The organism is Nocardioides furvisabuli (genome assembly GCF_021083185.1).
Lineage (GTDB): Bacteria > Actinomycetota > Actinomycetes > Propionibacteriales > Nocardioidaceae > Nocardioides > Nocardioides furvisabuli.
Genome location: NZ_JAIGQB010000013.1, coordinates 67,878 through 89,385 on the forward strand (window position 1 = coordinate 67,878; position 21,508 = coordinate 89,385).

Genomic DNA, 21,508 nt, shown 5'->3' on the forward strand with positions numbered 1-21,508 from the left:
CCCCGGTCGGGCGTGCCGTCACCGGACGCGGACGGCTCGCGATTGAGCCCGGAGGCACGTCATCGCTGCCCGTTGCTTCTTCGCCACGACGACGTGCGTGCGCACCCCGAGCCGGGCTCGCACCCGCGGCTTGAGCCTGATCGAGTAGCGGCCGGCCGCGCGGGATGTCACCCGGGCGACGGCCGCGCCGCCCTTGCCGATCACGGAGACAGTCCGACCACGGGCGCACCCGTCGCTCGCGCGCACCCTGCCCTCCAGCCGTCTCGGGCGACCGGCCACTGACGTCACCGTCAGGCTGACCCGCGAACGCACCCGGCTCGGGTCGTCGGCGAGGTCGGGGAAGACCGCGCGCGACGCTGCGGTGAGCCGCCATGGCCCTCCGGTGGCCGCCACCCACACAAGGGGGCCGAGCGAGTCCCAGGAGACCTCCGGGTCGGCGAGGCGTCCGACAGCGGTGCACGAAGCCGAGTTGCAGGAGACCTGCGCCTGCGGGATCCGTCCTTCGTGCCCGGGCACGTCCGGCAGCGGGCTGACGGTCCAGGCTCCCCCCAGGACGGAGCCGCGCCACAGCCGGGTCCGCATGAGCGGACCGAGCGTGGCCTGCCCGCTGTCCCTGCCCCAGGCGTAGCAGTGGTCCGCGGCGAAGCAGTCGAAGGCCCTCAGGCGCAGTTCGTGTTCCACCGGGAGGTCGAGGGGTGTGGGCGGCTCCCAGTCGGTCGGGTCCGGCGCCGATCCCATCGTGCGCATGCCGTCCCACGACAGGCAGACCGCGACCGACAGGCAGGCGAGCGGTCCCGGTTCGAAGCGGCTCCCCTCTCCCTCGTGCCATACCCAGGTCCCTGCGTCGGGGCTCGTCGGCGCCGCCGAGGCGAAGTAGCCGCTGTAGAGGAAGCTGGTCGCGCCCGAGGACCAGCCGGACACCCCGTTCGCCACGCACAGGGTGACAGCGGGACAGTCCACCTTCTTGATGGTGTACGAGTACCCGGAACCGGTGGCGGTCGGCAGGACGCGCGTCCACGCACCGCCCAGCGCGTCCGCGGTCGTCCACAGCGTCGGATCGGTCTGGAAGTGTCCCGGGAAGCTCGCCGAATCCCCCCATGCCACGCACGTGGTCGCGGATGGGCACTCGATGCCCGAGACACGGTAGGCGAGGTCAAGGGGGCGGGCGGTCCAGGATCCCGTGCCGATGCCAGGGGTCGACCAGACGGTGCCCGTGCTGGTCGCGACGTCGCTCCCGATCGTGGTCGCCGCCACGCACGCGCCCGCGGCCGCGCACGTCATGGCTCCAACGCCCGCCGCACCATCCGGCAGCACCGTGACCTGCCATCCGCCGCGCCCGGGCGTGGTCGTCCACCACACCGCGGGTCGGTCGGTCCCGCCCCACGCGTAGCAGAACGACACCGAGGCGCACGCCACTCCCAGTACGTAGGTGTCCGTGCCGGTCGATCCCGGGACCGGGTCGACGGTCCACACGCGTCCCTCGCCAGTGCTCCCGACGAACCGGTCCAGTCCCTCGTCGGTGTCGGAGGTCCCGATGCACACCCCCGCCCCCGGACATTCCAGCTCCAGCACGCCGGGGATGTTGTCCGGCACCGCGCTGACGTCCGACGTGACTGACGCCGCCTGCGCCGACGCCATGACCTGGGGGGGAGCCAGCAGCCCGGCCAGGACGACGATCGGCACGACGATCGGGACGACGATGCCGTGTCGACGGGACACCCGTGTGCTCATGCGCCGCATGCGACCTCCAGCCTCGCCCCGAGAGGTTGGTGCCGTTCTACGGGGCGGAGACGCACCCGTTCCTGTCGCCTCGTCCCGTTCACCACATTTGGGGGTCGGCGGTCAACCGGTCCGGATTGCCCGGCTGGGTAGGTTGCGGAGGTGCCCCACGACGTCCTCCTCGTCGGCGCCGGGGACCTCGGCGCCGAGGTCGGCCTGCGCCTCGCCGCCCTGGGCCACGACGTGCTGGCCCTGCGCCGCCACGCCTCGAAGGTGCCCGCGCCGCTCGTCGGTCGCGCGGTCGACCTGACCCGCGAGGCGCCCGACCTGTCCGACGTACGGCCCCGCCTCGTGGTCGTCGCGCTCACCGCCCGACCGCGCACGGAGGAGTCCTACCGGGCGACGTACGTCGACGGCATGGCCCGCGCCCTCGACGCGCTCGCGGAGCTGCCCGAGCGGGCGGTGCTGGTGTCGTCCACCGCAGCCCACGCGAGCCGGGACCTGCCCGACCTCGAGGACGAGACCGCGCCCACCGCACCGGCGGACGGTCCCGGGCGGATGCTCGTCGCAGCCGAGGACGCCTTCCACGACCGGGTCCCGCACGGCACGGTGCTCCGCCTCTCGGGGCTGTACGGCGGCAGCAGCACGCGGCTGCTCGACCAGGTCCGCGAGGGCCGGATCGACGACCCGCACCGGTGGACCAACCGCATCCACCGCAGCGACGCGGCTGCGGCTGTGGTCCACCTGCTCACGATGTCGCAGGAGCCGGGGCGGCTCTACCTCGGCACCGACGACGAACCCGCCCAGCTCGGCGACGTGGCGGCCTTCCTCGCGGAGCGTCTCGACGCCCCGCCGCCCCCGGCCGCCGACCCCGGGCAGGGTCACGGCAAGAGGCTGTCCAACGCCCGCCTCCGCTCGACCGGCTGGGCGCCGGCGCTGCCGTCCTACCGGGAGGGCTACGCCGGCGCGCCGGGGGCGTGAGGGAGCGTCAGGAGATCACGGCGTCGATGGTCTTCTTCAGCGCGCTCGGCTGGGAGGGCCGCTTCGGCGCCGTCTTCCTCGCCTCGAGCATCGCCTCGCCGATCTCCTGGAGGGTCTTGCGGCCGAGGCCCTCCCGGACCTTGGGGAACCAGTCCTGCTCCTCCTCGTCCATGTGGTGCGTGACGTTCTCGATGAGGACGGTGGTCTTGGCGTCGAAGCGCTCGTCGCTGGGCTTCATCGCCGACAGCTCCACGACCAGGACGTCGGCGACGTGGTGCTCCTCGTAGGACTCCAGCACGTCGTCCTCGAGGTCGGGGAGCAGCTCCCGCACGCGGGGGTACATGACCTCGTTCTCGATGTAGGTGTGCTGCGTGAGCAGCTTGATCATCTTGTCGACCAGCTGGCCCTTGCGCTTCTCGGCGTTCTCGCCGGCTGCCTCGAAGTCCTTGAAGACCTTGCGGATCTGCTGGTGGTCGTCCTTGAGCAGGACGATGGCGTCATTCGACATGTGGGTGTGCCTCCCGGCCTCGGTCGTGCGTGTGCGGATCAGTACCCCGCCGGGGCGCGGGACAACGCCCGCGCCACGCGCCCTACGTCACATCGTGACCGGGTTCCCCCTACTGCTCGGTGGTGGGACGGCGAGGGGTGTTCAGACCCCGTCGGCACCCGCACGCGTACCACCGATGCGCGCACCGTGGGGGTGTAGTGGCCCCCGGGACTCGGACGTACGGTGCGAAGGACCTGTCGATCGCTCGGCTCGCCGGGCACAACTGATGTGGAGCACACATGTCTGCACGACGTTGGACGGCCGTCCTGACCGGACTGGCCCTTCCTCTCGGGATCGTCGCAACCGCCACCGCACCGTCGGCGACGGCCATCCCCACGGAGTCGCACTGCGGCACGGAAGCCTCGGGCTCCGGCAACAACGGCTTCGTCGACCACGCCCAGCTCACCCGCACCCTCGAGAACATCGAGCGCACGACGGGCGGCACCGTCGACGTCGAGGTCATCGGTGAGAGCAACCAGGGGCGCGACATCTACAGCGCCCGCGTCGGCGAGGGCGACACCGTCGTGCTCGTCGAGTCCCAGATCCACGGCAACGAGAACCACGGCACCGAGGCGCTCCTCGACCTGCTCAGGCGCTGGGGCGGGTCGACCCGCGAGGCGGCCGCCCTCCGCGAGGAGGTCACGATCGTCGCGATCCCGCGGCTCAACGTCGACGGCGGCGAGCGCGACACCCGCCAGAACGAGATGACGTGGGCCGACGTGGTCGCCGCCTTCCCGCAGCTCGCAGGCGTCGCACCGGCGTGGAACTACAACACCCGGGTCGGCGGCTTCGACGTCAACCGCGACTTCAACCCCGACCTCGACTACGTCCCCCAGCCGGGCGACTTCCCGGGCAACAGCGCCGACACCGGGTGGTACATCACGCCCGAGGCCCAGACCGTCCGCGACGTCTACCGCGGGCTCGAGTCCGAGTTCGGCACCGTCGACTACTTCGTCGACCTCCACAACCAGTGGTCCTGCTACGCCACCGAGGACCTGGAGAGCATGTCGCCGCTGTCGATCTCGGCGAAGTTCATCGAGGACCCGGCCGAGTTCGGCACGTGGCCGAAGTTCGACATGGACGCCTCCGAGCGCGCCAACGTCGCGGTCTACGAGGCGCTCCAGCAGCAGGGCCGCTCCGGCTACGGCGACGTCACGCTCTACCCACAGGACATCAACCTGCCGGGCACCGCGCTCGGGTCGTTCGCGCTGCGCGGCAGCGCGGTGGTGCTCTTCGAGACCTCCAGCCAGACGCAGTACGACGGCATGAAGCGCAACGGCATGCTGCGCAAGCAGATCGAGATCGGCCTCGGCGGTCTCGTCGACCGGGTCGCCGACGGCTCCATCGCCTCGCTCGACCCGGCGACGTACGACACGATCCCGCAGCGGGTCTTCCTCCCGGCCGACTGACCGGCTGACCGGCTGACCGGCTGACCGGCTGACCGGATCCACCACCGACGCGGTGGTCGCGTGCGCATCGTCGCCGCGGCCACCGCGTCGTCGTACGCCGTCCCGGTCCCACCGGCGGCTCGACGATGATGGACGCGTGCAGATCTCCCGTGCCGACTTCACCGACCCCCGGTTGTCCGCCTTCCTGCAGGCGCACCTCGACGACATGGAGCCCACCGCGCCGCCGGAGAGCCGGCACGCTCTCGACCTGTCGGCGCTCCAGCAGCCGCACGTGCGGCTGTGGGTGTCGACCGAGGGTGAGGACCTGGTCGGCACCGCGGCACTGGCTGGGCTGGAGGCGCACCACGAGGAGCTCAAGAGCATGCGCACCGAACCCCGGCTGCGCGGCCGCGGCGTCGCCTCGCGCCTGCTCGCCCACGTCCTCGACGACGCGCGCTCGCGGGGCGTCGAGCGGGTCTCGCTGGAGACGGGGAGCATGGAGTTCTTCGCACCCGCTCGGGCCTTCTACGCCCGTGCCGGTTTCGTGCCGTGCCCGCCGTTCGGCGACTACGCCGACGACCCGCTGAGCACCTTCATGACGCTCGGTCTCCGTCCCCCACCTCGGCGCTGACGTCGTCGTCGGCGACGGGCCCGGTCCAGGGCGGGAGCGTGACGGTCACGATGGTGCCGCGGCCGCGCTCGGAGTCGAGCTCGATCGTCCCGGAGTGCCGCTTGACAATGCGGGCCACGATCGCCAGGCCCAGGCCGGTCCCCGGACGGGACAGCGCCTCGGGGTTGGTCGAGCGGAAGAACTCGCGGAAGAGCTGGTCCTGGTCGTGCGGCGAGATGCCGATCCCGGTGTCCTCCACGGTCGTGACCACCTCGCCGTCACGCAGCGCCACCCGCACGGCGACCCGACCCCCGGGATCGGAGTACTTGATGGCGTTGCCGATCAGGTTGGAGAAGAGCTGGAAGAGCTCCTCCGGCTCGCCCCGCACCACGACCGCCTCGTCGGGCAGCTCCGGCTCACAGACGACCTGCGCGGCGCTCGCGGCGGCGCAGCACTCCTGGTGGACGTCGCGCAGCACCCGACGCAGGTCCACGTCGACCGGGTCGAACTCGCGGCGCGGGTCGGCCATCTGCGCCATGGTGAGCATGTCCTCGATGACCGCGCGCATCCGTGACGCGCCACGGGAGGCCGCCTCCACCGAGCGGCGCGCGTCCGGATCGAGGTCGCCGACCTCGAGCAGCTCGAGGTTGGCGCTCATCGAGAAGAGCGGGTTGCGCAGCTCGTGCCCGAGCGTGTTGACCACCTCGACGCGATAGCTGTCGAGGCGGCGCAGCCGCTCGACGACGGCGCGCTCGAGGGCGAGCTGGCGTGCGTTGGCGACCGCACGCCCGAGGTCGCGGCCGATGTCACGGGCCGTGTCGAGCTCGACGTCGGTCCACTGCCTGGTCTCCGAGACGCGCGTCAGCACGAGGAAGCCGACGCACTCGGGGCCCACCCCGAGCGGCACGAAGAGCACCGAACCGATGCCGATCCGGTCCAGCACCCCGAGCAACCGCTCGGCACCCTCGGGTGGGAGCCCCGGCTGGCTCGCGTGTGCGCGGGAGAACGGCGCGGCGTACTGCTCGCCCCAGTAGCGGTGCGCGAGACCGATGACGACGTCGTCGATCTCGGTGAAGGGCGGCACGACGTAGTCCTCGTCCAGTGCATACGTCGTGGTGGTGGTGCCACCCTCGGTGTCGAAGGCGGTCAACCACATCCCGACCGCGCCGAAGCAGGACACGACGGCGTGCCGACAGGCCTCGAGCACCAGCTCGAGGGTCGGCTCGCCGAGCGCCTTGCGCACGATCTCGCGAGCCTCGCTCGCGAGCCGGACACGCTCGGAGAGCTCTTCACGCTCCAGCGCGAGCAGCACCAGGGTCCGGGCGACACCGGCGTACTGGGTGAGCACCTCGAGCTTCTCCGGGCTCGGCAGGCGGCCGTCGCGCGGGCTGTCGACCGACAGCAGGCCGCGCAGCCGACCGTGGTCGTCGAAGATGGGGGCGGCGAGCAGGTCGAGCGGGTGCCAGGCGTCGGCGCCGTCGAGCGGGGACACGTCCGGGATGTGGCTGTACTCCAGCGCCTCCGCGCTGGCGCGGTCGTGCGGGACGAAGCGCCACACCCCCCACTCGTCAGCGATGGCCAGCTCGTCCTCGATCGACGCGGCAGGCACATAGCGACCCACGTGGCCGTCCTCGACTCCTGCGGCCGCCACGACCTCGAAGTCATGAGCGCGACGGAGGGTGAGGGAGGACTGCTCGAAGCCGGCGAGGACGGCAACGCCCTCCACGAGCACCTGCAGGTGCTCGCGGGTCTGGTCGTCGATCCACGTCGACGGCTCGTGGGCCTCTCCGTCCGACTGACTCATCTCACCCCCTGTGGCCGAGTCGTCACGATGCGGGCGCCCACTCTCACACGGACCCGGGCCGCCGCGGAACGGAATCGCAGAACGCGACACCACTGGTGGCAACCTTGCGGGGCAGGATGGCCGTCCACCCCACCCGCGAGGAGACCCCGTGACCGACCTGCTCGAGCGTCTGCGGTCCGCCGTCGGCGACGACCACGTGCTGACCGAGCCGACCGACGTGGCGGCGTACGTCGTCGACTGGACCGGCACCCACCGCGGGCGCGCGCTCGCGGTGGTCCGGCCGGGCTCGACGACCGAGGTGGCCGAGGTGGTGCGCGCGTGCGCCGAGACGCGTACGCCACTCGTCCCCCAGGGCGGCAACACCGGCCTCGTCGGTGGCGGGGTGCCCGACGGCTCCGGGACCGCGGTCGTGCTGTCGCTGGGCCGGATGCGGACCGTGCGCGACGTGGACCCGGTCGCCGGCACGCTCACCGTCGACGCCGGGGTCGTGCTCGCCGACGTGCAGGCCGCGGCCGCGGCCGTCGACCGCCTCTTCCCGATGTCGCTGGGCTCGGAGGGCAGCTGCACGATCGGCGGCAACCTCGCCACCAACGCCGGCGGCACCGCGGTGCTGCGCTACGGCATGACACGCGAGCTGGTGCTCGGCCTCGAGGTGGTGCTGCCCGACGGACGGGTCTGGGACGGGCTGCGGGGCCTGCGCAAGGACAACACCGGCTACGACCTCACCCAGCTCTTCGTCGGCTCCGAGGGGACGCTCGGAGTGATCACCGGCGCCGTCCTGCGGATCTTCCCGGCGACGCCACGGCACGCGACCGCGTGGGTCGCGGTGCCGTCCGTCGCCGCTGCGGTGTCGCTGCTCGGGATCGCCCAGGAGCATGCCGGGGTGCACCTGTCGACCTTCGAGATCGCCAACCGGCAGGCGCTCGACCTGGTCCTGGCGCACCTGCCCGGGGCTGTCGACCCGCTCGAGGCACCGAGCGAGTGGTACGTCCTGGTCGAGCTCGCCGGGTCCGCCGCCGACGGCGGGCTCGACGCGACGCTCGAGGCCCTGCTCGCCGACGCGGTCGAAGCAGGTCGGGCGATGGACGCCGCGATCGCCACCGGTCCCGGCCGGCGGAGCGCGCTGTGGTCGCTGCGCGAGGGGATCTCGGAGGTGCAGAAGGTCGAGGGCGCGACCCTCAAGCACGACGTCACCCTGCCGATCGCCGACCTCGCTGCCTGGACCGACGCGATGGGCCCGGTGCTGCAGGAGGTCCTGCCCGGGGTCCGCCCGGTGACCTACGGCCACGTCGGCGACGGCAACCTCCACTACAACCTCAACGCGCCGATCGGTCGCGACGACGACCTCCGCGCCGCGGCCGGCGACCTCACCGCGGCGATCCACGAGGCGGTCGCCGCGGCGCACGGCTCGATCAGCGCCGAGCACGGCCTGGGGCGGACCAAGGCGGCGGCAGCGGCGGCGTACAAGTCGGACGTGGAGGTCGACCTGATGCGCGCCCTCAAGCGCGCGCTCGACCCCGACGGCCTGATGAACCCGAGCGTGCTGCTGACCGCTCCGTAGGCTGAGGACCATGAAGGCCCAGACACTCGGTCGAGTCCTGCTCGGCGGCTTCCTGGTCACCGCCGGCGTCCTGCACCTCACCACCCAGCGCGAGGAGTTCCGCGCGCAGGTGCCCGACTGGTTCCCGGCCGACGAGGACCTCACGGTGCTCGGCTCCGGCGTCGTGGAGATCGGGCTCGGCGCAGCATTCGTCGCGCTGCCGCGCCACCGCCGCACCGTCGGGATGGTGCTCGCCGCCTTCTTCGTCGCGATCTTCCCCGGCAACATCGCGCAGTACGTCGAGGGCACCGACGCCTTCGGGCTCGACACCGACCGGGCCCGGCTCACCCGGCTGTTCTTCCAGCCGGTGCTGGTGCTGTGGGCGCTGTGGGCCGGCGGCTTGCTCGGCCGTCGCTCGCGGACGCAGCTCGAGGGGTCGGAGCACGCAGCGGTCGACGCCGGGGAGTGACGAACCGTCCTCGTGGCGGCGCCGCGGCGCTGCCGGCCCAGATCCGGGTCCTGCTGGTCGCCGCCTTCCTCATCGCGGTCGGTTTCGGGCTCGTCTCCCCCGTCCTGCCTGCCTACGCCCGCACCTTCGACGTCGGTGTGGCCGCCGCGTCGGTCGTCGTGTCGGCCTTCGCCTTCTTCCGCCTCGTCTTCGCCCCCGCCGGCGGCGCCCTCGTCCAGCGTCTCGGCGAGCGCCCGGTCTACCTCGCCGGGCTCCTCGTCGTCGCTGCGTCGTCCCTGGCCACCGCCTTCGCCCAGACCTACGTCCAGCTGCTCGTGCTGCGCGGCCTCGGCGGCATCGGGTCGACCATGTTCACCGTGTCCGCGATGGCGCTGCTGGTGCGACTGGCGCCGCCGCACATGCGCGGGCGGGTCTCGTCGTCGTACGCCAGCGCGTTCCTCATCGGCGGGATGCTCGGCCCGGTGCTCGGCGGTGCGCTCGCCGGCCTCGGGCTGCGGGTGCCGTTCGTCATGTACGCCGTCGCGCTGGTCGCCGCGGCCGCGCTCGTCGGCGTACGCCTGCGCGAGGCGCGGTTGCGACCGGCCGACGCCGGCTCCCAGCAGCCGCCCATGCGCCTGCGCGAAGCACTGGCGCACCGGACCTACGTGGCTGCCCTCGGGTCGGGGTTCGCCAACGGGTGGTGCAACTTCGGCGTCCGGGTGGCCGTCCTGCCGCAGCTCGCGGTCGCCGTGCACGACGACACCTGGGTCGCCGGCGTCGCACTCGCGCTCGCCGCGGCGGGCACCGCCGCCACCCTGCAGGTGTCGGGCCGCCTGGCCGACTCGGTCGGCCGGCGTCCCCTCGTGGTCGTCGGGCTCCTCGTGACCGCGCTGTCGCTCGGTCCGCTGGGTCTCAGCAGCTCACTCGCGGTGCTGCTGGCCCTGTCCGTGCTCTCCGGCGTCGGCGCCGGGCTGGTCAATCCCGGCCAGCAGGCCAGCGTGGCCGACGTCGTCGGGTCCGGACGCAGCGGCGGCACGGTGCTGAGCACCTTCCAGATGTCGCAGGACACGGGCGCGATCCTCGGCCCGGTGCTCGTCGGACTGGTCGCCGACCAGGCCGGTTTCGGCTGGGCGTTCGCCACCACGGCCGTGGTGAGCGTGCTCGCCATCCCGCTGTGGCTCGCCGCTCCGGAGACCCGTCCTGTGCCTGCTGCCGGCACCTAGAGGGTCGGCAACCAGCTGACCCGCCCGGCGAGGGCGGCGTAACCCACGAAGGCGCCCACGTCGAGCAGGGTGTGGGCGACGACGAACGGCATCACCCGTCCCCAGCGGCGGAAGAGCCAGCCGAAGAGCAGGCCCATCGCGAGGTTGCCGACGAAGCCGCCGAGGCCCTGGTAGAGGTGGTAGCTGCCGCGCAGCAGCGCCGCCAGACCGATGGCCGCGGTGTCGCCGAGGCCGAGCTGGCGCAGCCGCACCTGCACGAAGCCCAGCACGACGAGCTCCTCGAGCACGGCGTTCTCGGCCGCGGCGAGGACGAGGACCGGCACCTGCCACCACTCCCCCGGCAGCGACTGGGCGACCACGGTGAGGTTCGTGCCGAGGGCGAAGGTCGCCAGGTAGAACACGACGCCCACCGACCCGACGCCCGCCGCGAGCCACGCACCGCGACCCCAGTCACCCCACGTGCTCCAGCCGCCGTCGCGGGCCCAGACCTCGCGCAGCCGCGTCCCGGAGCGCACCAGGAGGTAGGCCGCCAGCGCGACCGGGACGAGCGCGAAGCCGATCCTCAGCAGCTGGTAGGTCAGGTCGAGCCACGGCCGGTCGGGGGCGAGCGAGGTGTTGAGGTTGGCCGCCTGCGAGGACAGCGGCCCCGGTGCGGTGAGCGCCGAGACGATTCTGACGATGCTGTAGACCGCCGACCGCCCGAGCGAGAGCAGCAGGACGATCGCCAGCTCGGTCCACAGCAGCGCCCGCGCCAGGTCGGGCACGCCGCCGGGGACCGGGGTGTCGCGAAGGCGCCACCACGGGCGTACGTCGTCGGTGGCGGCACTCACGCGCCCCAGCATCCCCCACGTCGCAACCGGCATCGGCCGGCCGCGCGCGCTGTAACGCCGGGTTGGTACATGTAGACACCCCTGTAGAACATGGGTAGAACAAGCACCAACCCGGCGTTACAGCGGTGGCCGGCTTCAGGCGAGCACCAACCCGCCGTCGTCCACGTCGACCTTCACCGCACCACCGTCGGTCACCTCGCCGGCGATGAGCCTGCGCGCGAGCGGGTCGCCGATCGCGCTCTGGATCAGCCGCCGCAGCGGACGGGCGCCGTACGCCGGGTCGTAGCCGGTCTCGGCCAGCCAGGCCCGCGCGGCGTCGGTCACCGAGATGGTGATCCGGCGCACCGCCAGCCGCTTCTCGAGCAGCGCGAGCTGGAGGTCGACGATGTGGGTGAGGTCCTCCTTCGACAGGGCGTCGAACATGACGACCTCGTCGAGCCGGTTCAGGAACTCGGGCTTGAAGTGCGCGCGCACCACGCCCATCACCGACTCCTTCTTCGCCACCGGCTCCAGGATCGGGTCGACCAGGAAGTTCGAGCCCAGGTTGGAGGTGAGCACCAGCAGCGTGTTGCGGAAGTCGACCGTGCGGCCCTGACCGTCGGTCAGCCGCCCGTCGTCGAGCACCTGCAGCAGGATGTCGAAGACCTCGGGGTGCGCCTTCTCGACCTCGTCGAGCAGCACCACGCTGTAGGGCCGGCGCCGCACCGCCTCGGTGAGCTGGCCGCCCTCGTCGTAGCCGACGTAGCCGGGAGGGGCCCCGACGAGCCGCGAGACCGAGTGCTTCTCGCTGTACTCGCTCATGTCGATGCGCACGATCGCGCGCTCGTCGTCGAAGAGGAAGTCGGCCAGTGCCTTGGCCAGCTCGGTCTTGCCGGTGCCGGTGGGCCCGAGGAAGAGGAAGGACCCGGTCGGCCGGTGGGGGTCGGAGATGCCGGCGCGCGAGCGGCGTACGGCGTCGCTCACCGCGGTCACGGCCTCGCGCTGCCCGATCAGCCGCTCGCCGATCACCGACTCCATCTCGAGCAGCTTGGCGCTCTCGCCCTGGAGCATCTTCCCGGTGGGGATGCCGGTCCAGGCCTCGACGACGTCGGCGATCTGCTCGGGGCCGACCTCCTCGCCGACCAGCGGCTCGAGGTCCACGGCCTCGGCCTTCTCGACCTCGGCGATCTGCTTCTCGAGCGCCGGGATCTGGCCGTACTGGATCTCCGAGGCCCCGGCGAGGTCACCCTCGCGGAGCTTCTTCTCCGCCTCGATCTTCAGCTGGTCGAGCTGGCGCCGCAGCTCGCCCTCGCCCTGGAGCTGGTCCTTCTCGCGCTCCCAGCGGGTCTCGAGCCCGCGCAGCTCCTCCTCCCGGTCGGCGAGGTCCTTGCGCAGCACCTCGAGCCGCTCCGCCGAGGCAGGATCGGTCTCCTTGTCGAGGGCGAACTCCTCCATCTTCAGCCGCTCGACCTGGCGCCGGAGCACATCGATCTCCTCGGGCGAGGACTCGTGCTCCATCCGCAGCCGGGACGACGCCTCGTCGATGAGGTCGATCGCCTTGTCGGGCAGCTGGCGCCCGGTGATGTAGCGGTCGGACAGCGTGGCGGCGGCCACGAGAGCCGCGTCGGTGATGCGTACGCCGTGGTGCGCCTCGTACTTCTCCTGGATGCCACGCAGGATCTGGATGGTGTCCTCCACGCTGGGCTCGCCGACGAAGACCTGCTGGAAGCGGCGCTCCAGCGCGGGGTCCTTCTCGATGCGCTCGCGGTACTCGTCCAGGGTGGTCGCGCCGATCATGTGCAGCTCGCCGCGCGCCAGCATCGGCTTGAGCATGTTGCCGGCGTCCATCGCGGAGTCACCGCCGGCGCCTGCGCCGACGACCGTGTGCAGCTCGTCGATGAAGGTGATCACCTGCCCGCCGGCGTCCTTGATCTCCTCGAGGACGGCCTTGAGCCGCTCCTCGAACTCGCCGCGGTACTTCGCGCCCGCGACCATCGCCGCCAGGTCGAGCGAGAGGACGCGGCGGCCCTTGAGGGAGTCGGGCACGTCGCCGGCGACCACGCGCTGGGCGAGGCCCTCGACGACGGCGGTCTTGCCGACGCCGGGCTCGCCGATGAGCACGGGGTTGTTCTTGGTGCGCCGCGACAGCACCTGGATGACGCGGCGGATCTCGGCGTCGCGCCCGATCACGGGGTCCAGGCGCCCGTCCTCGGCGGCCTGGGTGAGGTCGACGGAGTACTTCTCCAGCGACTCGTACGACGCCTCGGCGCTCTCGCTGGTCACCCGGCGGTTGCCGCGGACGGCCGTGATGGCCTCGCGCAGGCCGTCGGCCGTCAGGCCGGCGTCGGTCAGCACCTTCTGCGCGGGCGACTCGACGGTGGCGGTCGCGACGAGCAGGTGGTCGGTGGCGACGTAGTCGTCCTTCATCGAGCCGGCGAGGTCGAGCGAGGAGGCGAGGACGCGGGTCAGCGCCGCCGACGCGCTGGGCTGCTGGACGGTCGACCCGGTGGCCCGGGGCAGCTGCTGCTGCACGCGCTCGGCCTGCGCCAGGAGCGTGGCCGGGTCGACGCCGGCCTTCTGGACCAGGCTGCGGCTGCTGCCGTCCTCCTGTCGCAGCAGCGCGACGAGGAGGTGGACGGGCTCGGTGTGGGTGTTGCCGCCGGTGGTGGCGGCCAGCTGGGCAGCCTCGACGACCTCGCGGCTGCGGGTGGTGAACTTCTCGGCACCGAACGCGCTCAACTCTGCTCCTTCGTGGTGGGTGTCGCGGACCACTCTGGCCCTCACCCGTCACAACGCGCCAGGAGTTGAGTCGATTCCCCTCAACTTTGCAGAATTCCCACCACGTGCGGGATCAGCTCGCCGCGAGGTGCGACTCGATGGCGTCGGCGGCCACCACGGGTCCGTCCACTGCCCGCATCTCCTCCGCGAGGGCGCGCACCCGCGCCGCGACGTCGGTGTCGGCCGCCACGCGGTCGACGGCGTCGCGGAGCACCTCGGCCTTGACGTCGTCGCGCTCGAGGTGGATGCCGAGGCCCAGCTCGTCGACCCGCAGGCCGTTGGCGGCTGCTCGTTCATCTGCGGGATCACCACCATCGGCACACCGTGGTGGAGCGACTCCATGACGCTGTTCATCCCCCCGTGAGTGACGAAGACGGTCGCCTTCTCGAGGACGTCGAGCTGCGGGACGTGACGCTGCGCGGTGATGTGCGCCGGCAGCCCACCCAGCTCCTCGGGCGTGATGTGGTCGCCGGTCGCGAGCACGACCTCGTAGGGGCTGTCGGCGAGCGCCTCGACGGCCATGGGGAAGAACTCCGCCCAGCCGGTGGCGGCGGTGCCGAGCGAGACCAGCAGGGTCGGCCTCTCCGGCGTGCGGGGCTCCCAGCTCCCCTGGAAGCCCGAGCGGTCACGCAGGCACGGGCCGGCGAAGACGAAGCGCTGGTCGAAGGTGTCGCCGTCGTAGTGGAAGGCGCGGGGCATGAAGATGATGCCGAGCTCCGGGATGTCCTGGAAGAACGCCATCGGGTCCGGGTCGAGGCCGTACTCGGGCAGCAGCGCGGCGAGCTTGCCCACCATCTCGATGACCTTCTCGTCCTCGAAGGTCGCCAGCGGGAAGCGAGCCTGGATCGAGAAGCTCTCGTTGATGCCGTACGACGGGAACAGCCGCGCCTGCTCGATCCCGTGCTTCGAGCCGTAGAACCGCCCGCCCCACGCCATGAAGTCGTGGAGCACCAGGTCGGGGAGGTCGGCACCGAAGTGCCCCTCCGCGGCCGTCACGACGCGCAGCGCGTCGTCGAGGCAGCGGAGGCCCTCGCCCTGGAGGGCGTCGGCGGTGTAGGGCGAACGGTAGAACTCGCCGAAGGCGGAGTCGTAGACGAGCGGCTCGGCCCCCACGCTCCTGACGGCCTCGACGAAGTGCTCGGTCACCGTGCACGTGACGCGGTGGCCGCGGGAGACGAGCTCCTCGACGACGGCGAGGTTCGGGTTGATGTGGCCGATGGCCGGGAAGTTGAAGACGGCGATGTGTGACATGACGCTCCTGTCCTGGGATCCCGAAAACCATACCGTCCGGTCGGTTTTGATGCCAGACAGATCGATGGATCCCGCTGCCGGACGTCGTCAGTCAGTGGTGGGCGGCGTCGCACGCACCGTCAGCCTGTTCCGGACGCGCGCCGGGACCAGGCCCGGCAGGAGCAGGTGCCAGAGGTCCTCGACGCGCTCGACGACGTCCTCCCGACCACTCAGGGCCTCGGACACCAGCTGGGTGCCCGTGAGCGCGGCCACCGCGACGGCGGCGGCCCGGTCGGGGTCGACGTCCGTGTGCAGCTCGCCGGCGTCACGCGCCTCGACGAACAGCTGCGCGACGGTGCTGACCCACCCCTCGTAGGGGCTGGGGTCGTCGGTGCGGAAGGTGTTGCGCTCGAGCGTCAGACGGATGCTCGCCCGCACCAAGGGGTCCGACCGGAGAGCGTGGACGAAGCGGAAGCTCAGGTCGATGATGCGCTGCATCGCCCACCTCGACTCCGGGGCCTGCGCCTCGCGCCAGTCGGCCTGCTGCTCGATGATCGCTGCGGCGAGGGATTCCTTGGAGTCGAAGTGGAAGTACAACGCGCCCTTGGTCACCGACGCCTGGTCGAGGATGTCGGCGATGGTGGCCCCGGCGAACCCCTTGCGCTCGAAGACCGCCGCGGCCGCCATCAGCACCCCGGTGCGGGTCGCCTCAGCCCTGGCCTGCCCCACTGCCTGCTCCTCGTCGACGGTCACGGTGCGCGCCGGACCAGCACGATCCGACCGGACGTATCAGACCACGCCGTGCGCTCACGCGCGGCGGAGGAGGTAGGTGTCCATCACCCAGCCGTCGGCCTCCTTCGCCCGCGCCCGGGCGGCGCGAACCTCCTCGACGACGTCCTCGAGTGGGCCCGCGACCAGCTCCTCTGCCGGACTGCCGAGGTTGGCGCCCCACCAGATGTCCCAGTCGCCGGTGAGGGACGTGGCCTGCAGCCGACCGTCCAGCATCACGACGAGGTTGTCGTGCCCGGCCGCGACCTCGGCCGCCAGTCGGCGGCCGGTCGTCACCAGAACCGGCCGGCCGACCTCGTGGAGCACGACGCGGTGCCGGGCCGCCAGGAGCGAGAGCGCGGAGACGCCGGGCAGCACGTCGTACGCCACTCCGAGCCGCTCGACGACGCGGATGGTCGAGTCGTAGAACGCCGGATCGCCCCACACCAGGAACCCGACAGTGCCCGGACGCTGCGCCACCACGGAGCCGTACGCCGTCGCACGGGCGTCGTGCCACTCGAGGACCGCACCGTCGTAGTCCGCGGGGTCGTCGCGGTCGCGCGGCGGGTCGGGGACGGCGACCAGCTCGACGCCCAGGTCGGCGCAGATCGCCCTGCGAAGAGCCAGCAACGGATCGTCCGGCCCCTTGTCGGCGGCGATGACGTAGTCGCAGCCGGCGATCGCCTCACGCGCCTCGAGGGTCAGCTGGTCCGGGTGGCACCCCATCCCGACGACCCGGATGCGCGTCACCGGTCCTCCAGCTCGCCCTCGACGTCGAGGTAGACCTGCTGCAGCGCGGCCACCACCTCGGCGTCCGGCTCCTCCCACAGCCCGCGCTCGGCGGCCTCGTGCAGCCGCTCGACGATGCCCCGCAGCGCCCACGGGTTGGATGTCCGCAGGAACTGCTGGTTGGTCTCGTCGAGGACGTACTCCTTCGCCAGCGACTCGTACATCCAGTCGTGGACGACGCCCGCGGTCGCGTCGAAGCCGAAGAGGTAGTCGACGGTCGCGGCGAGCTCGAAGGCGCCCTTGTAGCCGTGACGCTGCATCGCCGCGATCCACCGCGGGTTGACCACGCGCGAGCGGAAGACACGGTTCGTCTCCTCCTGCAGCGTGCGGGTGCGCACCGCGTCGGGGGTCGTCGAGTCGCCGACGTACGCCTTGGGGTCGCTGCCGGTCAGCGCGCGGACCGTGGCGACCATGCCGCCGTGGTACTGGAAGTAGTCGTCGCTGTCGGCGATGTCGTGCTCGCGGGTGTCGACGTTCTTGGCCGCGACCTTGATCCGTCGGTAGTTGGTGCGCATGTCGTCCGCGGCCGGCGCCCCGTCGAGGTCGCGGCCGTAGGCGAAGCCGCCCCACGCCGTGTAGACCTCGGCCAGGTCGTCGTCGCTGCGCCAGTTGCCGGACTCGACGACCTGGAGGATGCCGGCGCCGTACGAGCCAGGCTTGGAGCCGAAGATCCGTGTGGTCGAGCGCCGCTCGTCGCCGTGCTCGGCCAGGTCGGCGCGCGCGTGCGCCCGGACGTGGTTGTGCTCGTCGGGCTCGTCGAGGCCCGCCACGAGGCGTACGGCGTCGTCGAGCATGGCGACCACGTGCGGGAAGGCGTCGCGGAAGAACCCCGAGATCCGCACCGTGACGTCGATGCGCGGGCGGTCGAGCTCGTCGAGCGGGATCACCTGCAGGTCGCTGACGCGCCGCGACGCCTCGTCCCACACAGGGCGTACGCCGAGGAGGGCGAGCACCTCGGCCACGTCGTCGCCGCTGGTGCGCATCGCGCTCGTGCCCCAGACGGACAGGCCGACGGACTCCGGCCAGCCGCCGGTCTCGTCGACGTACTTCGCGACGAGCGACTCCGCCATCGCCTGCCCGGTCTGCCACGCCAGGCGCGACGGCACCGCGCGCGGGTCGACGGTGTAGAAGTTGCGACCGGTCGGGAGCACGTTGACCAGCCCGCGCAGCGGCGAGCCCGACGGCCCGGCGGCGACGAAGCCGCCGTCGAGCGCGTGGACGACCGCGTCCATCTCGTCGGTGGTGCGCGCCAGGCGCGGCACGACCTGGGTGGCCGCGAACTCCAGCACCCGCTGCACCTCGGGGTCGTCGTGCAGCTCCGCCGCACGCGCGGGGTCCCAGTCGGCCTTGTCCATCTGCTCGACGAGGTCACGCGCGATGGCCTCGACGCGGTCGGTCTCGACCGTCTCCCCGCCCACCAGACCCAGCGCCGCCCGCAACCCCGGCACCGCCTGCGCCTGCCCCCCGAACACCTGCGCGGCCCGCAGGATCGCCAGCACCAGGTCGACCCGCGCCTCCCCCGTCGGCGCCTCGCCGAGCACGTGCAGCCCGTCGCGGATCTGCGCGTCCTTGATCTCGCAGAGCCACCCGTCGACGTGCATGATGAAGTCGTCGAACTCCTCGTCGTCCGGCTGCTCGTCCAGCCCGAGGTCGCGATGCATCTCGGCGGCGTGCATCAGCTGCCAGATCTCACCGCGGATCGCCGGCAGCTTCGCCGGGTCCATCGCGGCGATGTTGGCGTGCTCGTCGAGGAGCTGCTCGAGGCGGGCGATGTCGCCGTACGACTCGGCGCGCGCCATCGGGGGGATGAGGTGGTCGACGATCGTCGCGTGGGCGCGGCGCTTGGCCTGCGCGCCCTCGCCGGGGTCGTTGACGAGGAACGGGTAGACCATGGGCAGGTCGCCGAGCGCCGCGTCGGTGCCGCAGCTGGCGGAGAGCGCGGCGTTCTTGCCGGGCAGCCACTCCAGCGAGCCGTGCTTGCCGAGGTGGACGACCGCGTCGGCTCGGAAGCCATGCTCGAGCCACCTGTAGGCACCGAGGTAGTGGTGCGTCGGCGCGAGGTCGGGGTCGTGGTAGATCGCGATCGGGTTCTCCCCGAACCCGCGCGGCGGCTGGATGAGCAGCACGACGTTGCCGGCGCGCACGGTCGCGAGCACGAGCTCACCGGCATCGTTGACGAAGAGCGAGCCGGGTGCCTCGCCCCACGCCTCGACCATGTCGGCGCGGAGGTCCGCGGGCAGGTCGGCGGTCCACGCGGCGTACTGCTCCGGCGTGATCCGCACGTGCGCGTCGGTGAGCTGGGCGTGCGTCAGCCACTCCTCGTCCTGCCCGCCCGCGGCGATCAGCGCATGGATCAGCGCATCGCCCTTCTCCGTGTCGGTCGCGTCGCGGTCGAGGATCTCGACGACCTCGCCGTCGCCCAGGTCGTACCCCTCCTCCCGCAACCGCTGCAGCATCCGGATCGCGGAGACGGGGGTGTCGAGCCCGACGGCGTTGCCGATGCGCGCGTGCTTGGTGGGGTAGGCCGACAGCACGAGCGCGAGCCGCTTCTCGGCGTTCGGGATGTGCCGCAGCCGGGCGTGCCTGACCGCGATGCCCGCGACCCGGGCGCAGCGCTCGGGGTCGGCGACGTAGCGCGGGAGGCCGTCGGCGTCGACCTCCTTGAAGGAGAACGGCGCGGTGATGATGCGCCCGTCGAACTCCGGGATCGCGATCTGGGTAGCGGAGTCCATGGGGCTGACGCCGTCGTCGGACGCCTCCCACTCGGCGCGGCTGGAGGTGAGGCAGAGGCCCTGGATGATCGGGATGTCGAGCGCCGACATCCGGGCGACGTCCCACGACTCGTCGTCGCCGCCCGCGCTCGCGCCCGCCGGCACGCTGCCGCCGGCGGCCAGCACGGTGACGATCAGTGCGTCCAGCGTGCCGAGGGCGTCGTACAGCTCGTCGGGCGCGGACCGCAGGGACCCGGCGAAGATGGGTACGCCGACCGCGTGGCCCGTCGCGTCGATCGCGTCGGCGAGGGCGTGGGCGAAGGCGGTGTTCCCGCTGGCCTCGTGGGCGCGGTAGTAGAGCACCCCGACCCTCACCCCCTCGGTGGTTGAGGTGCGAGGAGCGCCAGCGACGAGCCTCGAAACCACCTCCCGCTCAGCGACCCCCCACTGCGCCAGCACCTGCGGCGGCTCGAACCCCTCCCCCGTCAGCAGCACCGTGTCGGAGAGGAAGGCGTGGAGCTGCCGGAGGTTGGCCGGCCCGCCCTCGGCGAGGTAGCGGTGCGCCTCGGCCGCGACGCCGATCGGCACCGACGACAGCTCCATCAGCTCGGCGCTCGGCGACTGCTCGCCACCGAGCACGACGACGGGCATCCCGGTCGCGGCGACCCGCGTGAAGCCGGAGCAGAGATCCTGGGGCGAGCCGAGCAACCGGCCGACGACGAGGTCACAGCCCTCGATCACCTCGGCCATCGACTGGTGCCCGGGTCGCGCCGGGTTGGCCAGGACGTAGTCGGCGCCGGACTCCCGCGCGCTCAGCAGGTCGGTGTCGGACGTGGACAGCAGTGCGATGCGCACGGATCCTCCTCGGGGTTCTCGCCCCTCTGATGGGATCCGCGTGGGCCAGTATCTGGCTACGGGCCTGCGCGCAGGCCCTCACAGTGGCGGAACCGCCCCGGAATGACACCGGGTTCCTGGGTCCCACGCGGAGTGGTGCGGCGAGCCTAGCGGCAGCCCCACCTCTTCGGTGGTTGAGGTGCGAGCGGAGCGAGCCTCGAAACCACGCCGTGCAATCATCCGGCGGCATGGACCGGACCCGAGGCGACCTCTGCCCCGGAGTCTTCCGTCCCTGGCCGGCCGAGGACGGAGCGCTCGTACGCCTCCGCCTCCCCGGCGGCCACCTCACCCGCACCACGTTGCTGGCGCTGCTCGACGTCGCCGAGGCGTACGGCGACGGGCGGGTGCACCTGACCAAGCGGGCGAACCTCCAGCTCCGCGCGCTCCCGTTGGTGGACGGCGACGTACCTCCTGAGGTCGTCGAGGCGATCCGCGCCACCGGCCTGCTCCCGCACCCCGACCACGAGCTGGTCCGCAACGTCCTCGTCTCACCGCTGACCGGTCTGCACGGCGGCCGCGCCGACCTCCGCGAGGTCACCGCCGAGCTCGACGAGCGCATCTGCGCCACGCCGTCCCTCGCGAGGCTCCCGGGCCGCTTCCTCTTCGTCCTCGACGACGGCCGGGGCGACCTCGTCTCGCGGACCTGCGACCTCGGCCTCGTCGCCCTCTCGGCGGACGAGGTCCAGCTGCGGATCGGGTCGTCCAACTGGGGTCCGGTCGTCCCGCTGCGCGAGGCGGCTGCTCGCCTCACCGGCCTGGCCCGCGCCTTCCAGCAGGTCCGCGGCGATGGAGACGATGCGGCGTGGCACGTCGACGAGCTGCCCGCCGTGCCCGACGACCACGGTCCCGACCCCCGCGTGCCCACAGCGAGCGAGCCCCCGGCGCACGGCGAGGTCGCCCCTGGCATCTCGCACGTCGAGGTGGCGGGCGGCGTGCTGGACCGGTCGGCGGTCCAACGGCTCCCGGAGCACCTGGTCGTCACGCCGTGGAAGTCACTGGTCGCCCGCTAACCCCATCCGCGTGCACCATGCAGGCAGTTCGAGCGATCAGCGCCGAAGCCCCCGCTCAGCCGACCCACTCGCGCCGCGAACTGCCTGCGCAGTGCTCCCGCGCGCCTGATCTGCCCTAGGCTGCCCCCGTCACGCGACGCAGGAACCCGGTGCAAGTCCGGGGCGGTTCCGCCACTGTCAGTCCCCCAGCGAGATCGGGGGCGAGCCAGACACTGCCCGCGCGGCGTTACCTGCCTACCCAGGGGCGCGAACCCCGAGG

16 protein-coding genes and 2 riboswitches are annotated in these 21,508 nt (G+C 72.2%); of the genes, 7 read left to right on the forward strand and 9 right to left on the reverse strand.

The genetic code is table 11. The features are described 5' to 3' along the window. Positions 1-18 precede the first annotated feature (18 nt). Positions 19-1,731 (reverse strand): hypothetical protein, encoded by a 1,713-nt coding sequence (locus tag K4G59_RS18960; protein ID WP_231252623.1) that lies wholly within the window; start codon positions 1,729-1,731, stop codon positions 19-21. A 150-nt stretch (positions 1,732-1,881) separates the two neighbouring features. Between K4G59_RS18960 and K4G59_RS18965 the strand changes: the two genes are divergently transcribed. After that, complete coding sequence (locus K4G59_RS18965) at positions 1,882-2,700, forward strand: Rossmann-fold NAD(P)-binding domain-containing protein (protein ID WP_231252624.1); 819 nt, start codon at positions 1,882-1,884, stop codon at positions 2,698-2,700. A gap of 7 nt (positions 2,701-2,707) precedes the next feature. On the opposite strand, the gene K4G59_RS18970 is transcribed toward K4G59_RS18965, so the two are convergent. Then, positions 2,708-3,208, reverse strand: coding sequence for a hemerythrin domain-containing protein (locus K4G59_RS18970; RefSeq protein ID WP_231252625.1), 501 nt, complete (start codon positions 3,206-3,208; stop codon positions 2,708-2,710). A gap of 278 nt (positions 3,209-3,486) precedes the next feature. On the opposite strand from K4G59_RS18970, the gene K4G59_RS18975 reads away from it, so the two are divergent. Next, the gene (locus K4G59_RS18975) at positions 3,487-4,656 is read left to right on the forward strand and encodes a M14 family zinc carboxypeptidase (protein ID WP_231252626.1); all 1,170 of its coding nucleotides are present in this window, start codon (positions 3,487-3,489) and stop codon (positions 4,654-4,656) included. Between the two features lie 136 nt (positions 4,657-4,792). Next, positions 4,793-5,266 (forward strand): GNAT family N-acetyltransferase, encoded by a 474-nt coding sequence (locus K4G59_RS18980; RefSeq protein ID WP_231252627.1) that lies wholly within the window; start codon positions 4,793-4,795, stop codon positions 5,264-5,266. Here the strand turns inward: K4G59_RS18980 and K4G59_RS18985 are convergent. Continuing rightward, on the reverse strand, positions 5,229-7,049 hold the full coding sequence (locus tag K4G59_RS18985; protein ID WP_231252628.1) for a sensor histidine kinase: 1,821 nt from the start codon (positions 7,047-7,049) through the stop codon (positions 5,229-5,231). The genes K4G59_RS18980 and K4G59_RS18985 overlap by 38 nt on opposite strands. Before the next feature lie 148 nt (positions 7,050-7,197). On the opposite strand from K4G59_RS18985, the gene K4G59_RS18990 reads away from it, so the two are divergent. Genes K4G59_RS18990 through K4G59_RS19000 form a run of 3 tightly spaced genes read left to right on the forward strand, consistent with a single transcriptional unit; the run spans position 7,198 to position 10,260 of the window. Beyond that, positions 7,198-8,610: an FAD-binding oxidoreductase gene (locus K4G59_RS18990; RefSeq protein ID WP_231252629.1), complete on the forward strand. Its 1,413-nt coding sequence runs from the start codon at positions 7,198-7,200 to the stop codon at positions 8,608-8,610. Between the two features lie 10 nt (positions 8,611-8,620). After that, on the forward strand, positions 8,621-9,058 hold the full coding sequence (locus K4G59_RS18995) for a DoxX family protein (protein ID WP_231252630.1): 438 nt from the start codon (positions 8,621-8,623) through the stop codon (positions 9,056-9,058). Next, complete coding sequence (locus K4G59_RS19000; protein ID WP_231252631.1) at positions 9,055-10,260, forward strand: MFS transporter; 1,206 nt, start codon at positions 9,055-9,057, stop codon at positions 10,258-10,260. The genes K4G59_RS18995 and K4G59_RS19000 overlap by 4 nt, the downstream gene beginning before the upstream one ends. Here K4G59_RS19000 and K4G59_RS19005 read toward each other — a convergent pair. From K4G59_RS19005 to cobN, 6 genes are all read right to left on the reverse strand, one after another. After that, on the reverse strand, positions 10,257-11,090 hold the full coding sequence (locus K4G59_RS19005; RefSeq protein ID WP_231252632.1) for a CPBP family intramembrane glutamic endopeptidase: 834 nt from the start codon (positions 11,088-11,090) through the stop codon (positions 10,257-10,259). The genes K4G59_RS19000 and K4G59_RS19005 overlap by 4 nt on opposite strands. Before the next feature lie 135 nt (positions 11,091-11,225). After that, a complete protein-coding gene (clpB, locus tag K4G59_RS19010) occupies positions 11,226-13,808 on the reverse strand; it encodes an ATP-dependent chaperone ClpB (RefSeq protein ID WP_231252633.1) in 2,583 nt (860 codons plus the stop codon). 48 nt (positions 13,809-13,856) lie between these two features. Next, positions 13,857-15,098: a macrolide family glycosyltransferase gene (locus tag K4G59_RS19015; RefSeq protein WP_231252634.1), complete on the reverse strand. Its 1,242-nt coding sequence runs from the start codon at positions 15,096-15,098 to the stop codon at positions 13,857-13,859. An 87-nt stretch (positions 15,099-15,185) separates the two neighbouring features. After that, positions 15,186-15,830 carry a ScbR family autoregulator-binding transcription factor gene (locus tag K4G59_RS19020; protein WP_231252635.1) on the reverse strand — a complete coding sequence of 215 codons (645 nt, stop codon included), beginning with the start codon at positions 15,828-15,830 and terminating at the stop codon, positions 15,186-15,188. A gap of 54 nt (positions 15,831-15,884) precedes the next feature. Further along, positions 15,885-16,595 (reverse strand): precorrin-6A synthase (deacetylating), encoded by a 711-nt coding sequence (cobF, locus tag K4G59_RS19025; RefSeq protein WP_231252636.1) that lies wholly within the window; start codon positions 16,593-16,595, stop codon positions 15,885-15,887. Then, positions 16,592-20,200 (reverse strand): cobaltochelatase subunit CobN, encoded by a 3,609-nt coding sequence (cobN, locus tag K4G59_RS19030; protein ID WP_231252637.1) that lies wholly within the window; start codon positions 20,198-20,200, stop codon positions 16,592-16,594. Before cobN ends, cobF begins: the two co-directional genes overlap by 4 nt. 29 nt (positions 20,201-20,229) lie before the next feature. Continuing rightward, a riboswitch (cobalamin riboswitch) is annotated at positions 20,230-20,361 on the reverse strand. Positions 20,362-20,427: 66 nt separating this feature from the next. Between cobN and K4G59_RS19035 the strand changes: the two genes are divergently transcribed. After that, positions 20,428-21,249: a ferredoxin-like domain-containing protein gene (locus tag K4G59_RS19035; protein WP_231252638.1), complete on the forward strand. Its 822-nt coding sequence runs from the start codon at positions 20,428-20,430 to the stop codon at positions 21,247-21,249. A gap of 139 nt (positions 21,250-21,388) precedes the next feature. Then, positions 21,389-21,464, forward strand: a riboswitch (cobalamin riboswitch). Positions 21,465-21,508: the final 44 nt, after the last annotated feature.

Excerpts from the sequence above, each read along its gene's own strand:
- K4G59_RS18960 (WP_231252623.1), bottom strand. The coding sequence starts at position 1,731 with ATGAGCACACGGGTGTCCCGTCGACACGGCATCGTCGTCCCGATCGTC.
- K4G59_RS18970 (WP_231252625.1), bottom strand. The coding sequence starts at position 3,208 with ATGTCGAATGACGCCATCGTCCTGCTCAAGGACGACCACCAGCAGATC.
- K4G59_RS18975 (WP_231252626.1), top strand. The coding sequence starts at position 3,487 with ATGTCTGCACGACGTTGGACGGCCGTCCTGACCGGACTGGCCCTTCCT.
- K4G59_RS18985 (WP_231252628.1), bottom strand. The coding sequence starts at position 7,049 with ATGAGTCAGTCGGACGGAGAGGCCCACGAGCCGTCGACGTGGATCGAC.
- K4G59_RS18995 (WP_231252630.1), top strand. The coding sequence starts at position 8,621 with ATGAAGGCCCAGACACTCGGTCGAGTCCTGCTCGGCGGCTTCCTGGTC.
- K4G59_RS19015 (WP_231252634.1), bottom strand. The coding sequence starts at position 15,098 with ATGTCACACATCGCCGTCTTCAACTTCCCGGCCATCGGCCACATCAAC.
- K4G59_RS19035 (WP_231252638.1), top strand. The coding sequence starts at position 20,428 with ATGGACCGGACCCGAGGCGACCTCTGCCCCGGAGTCTTCCGTCCCTGG.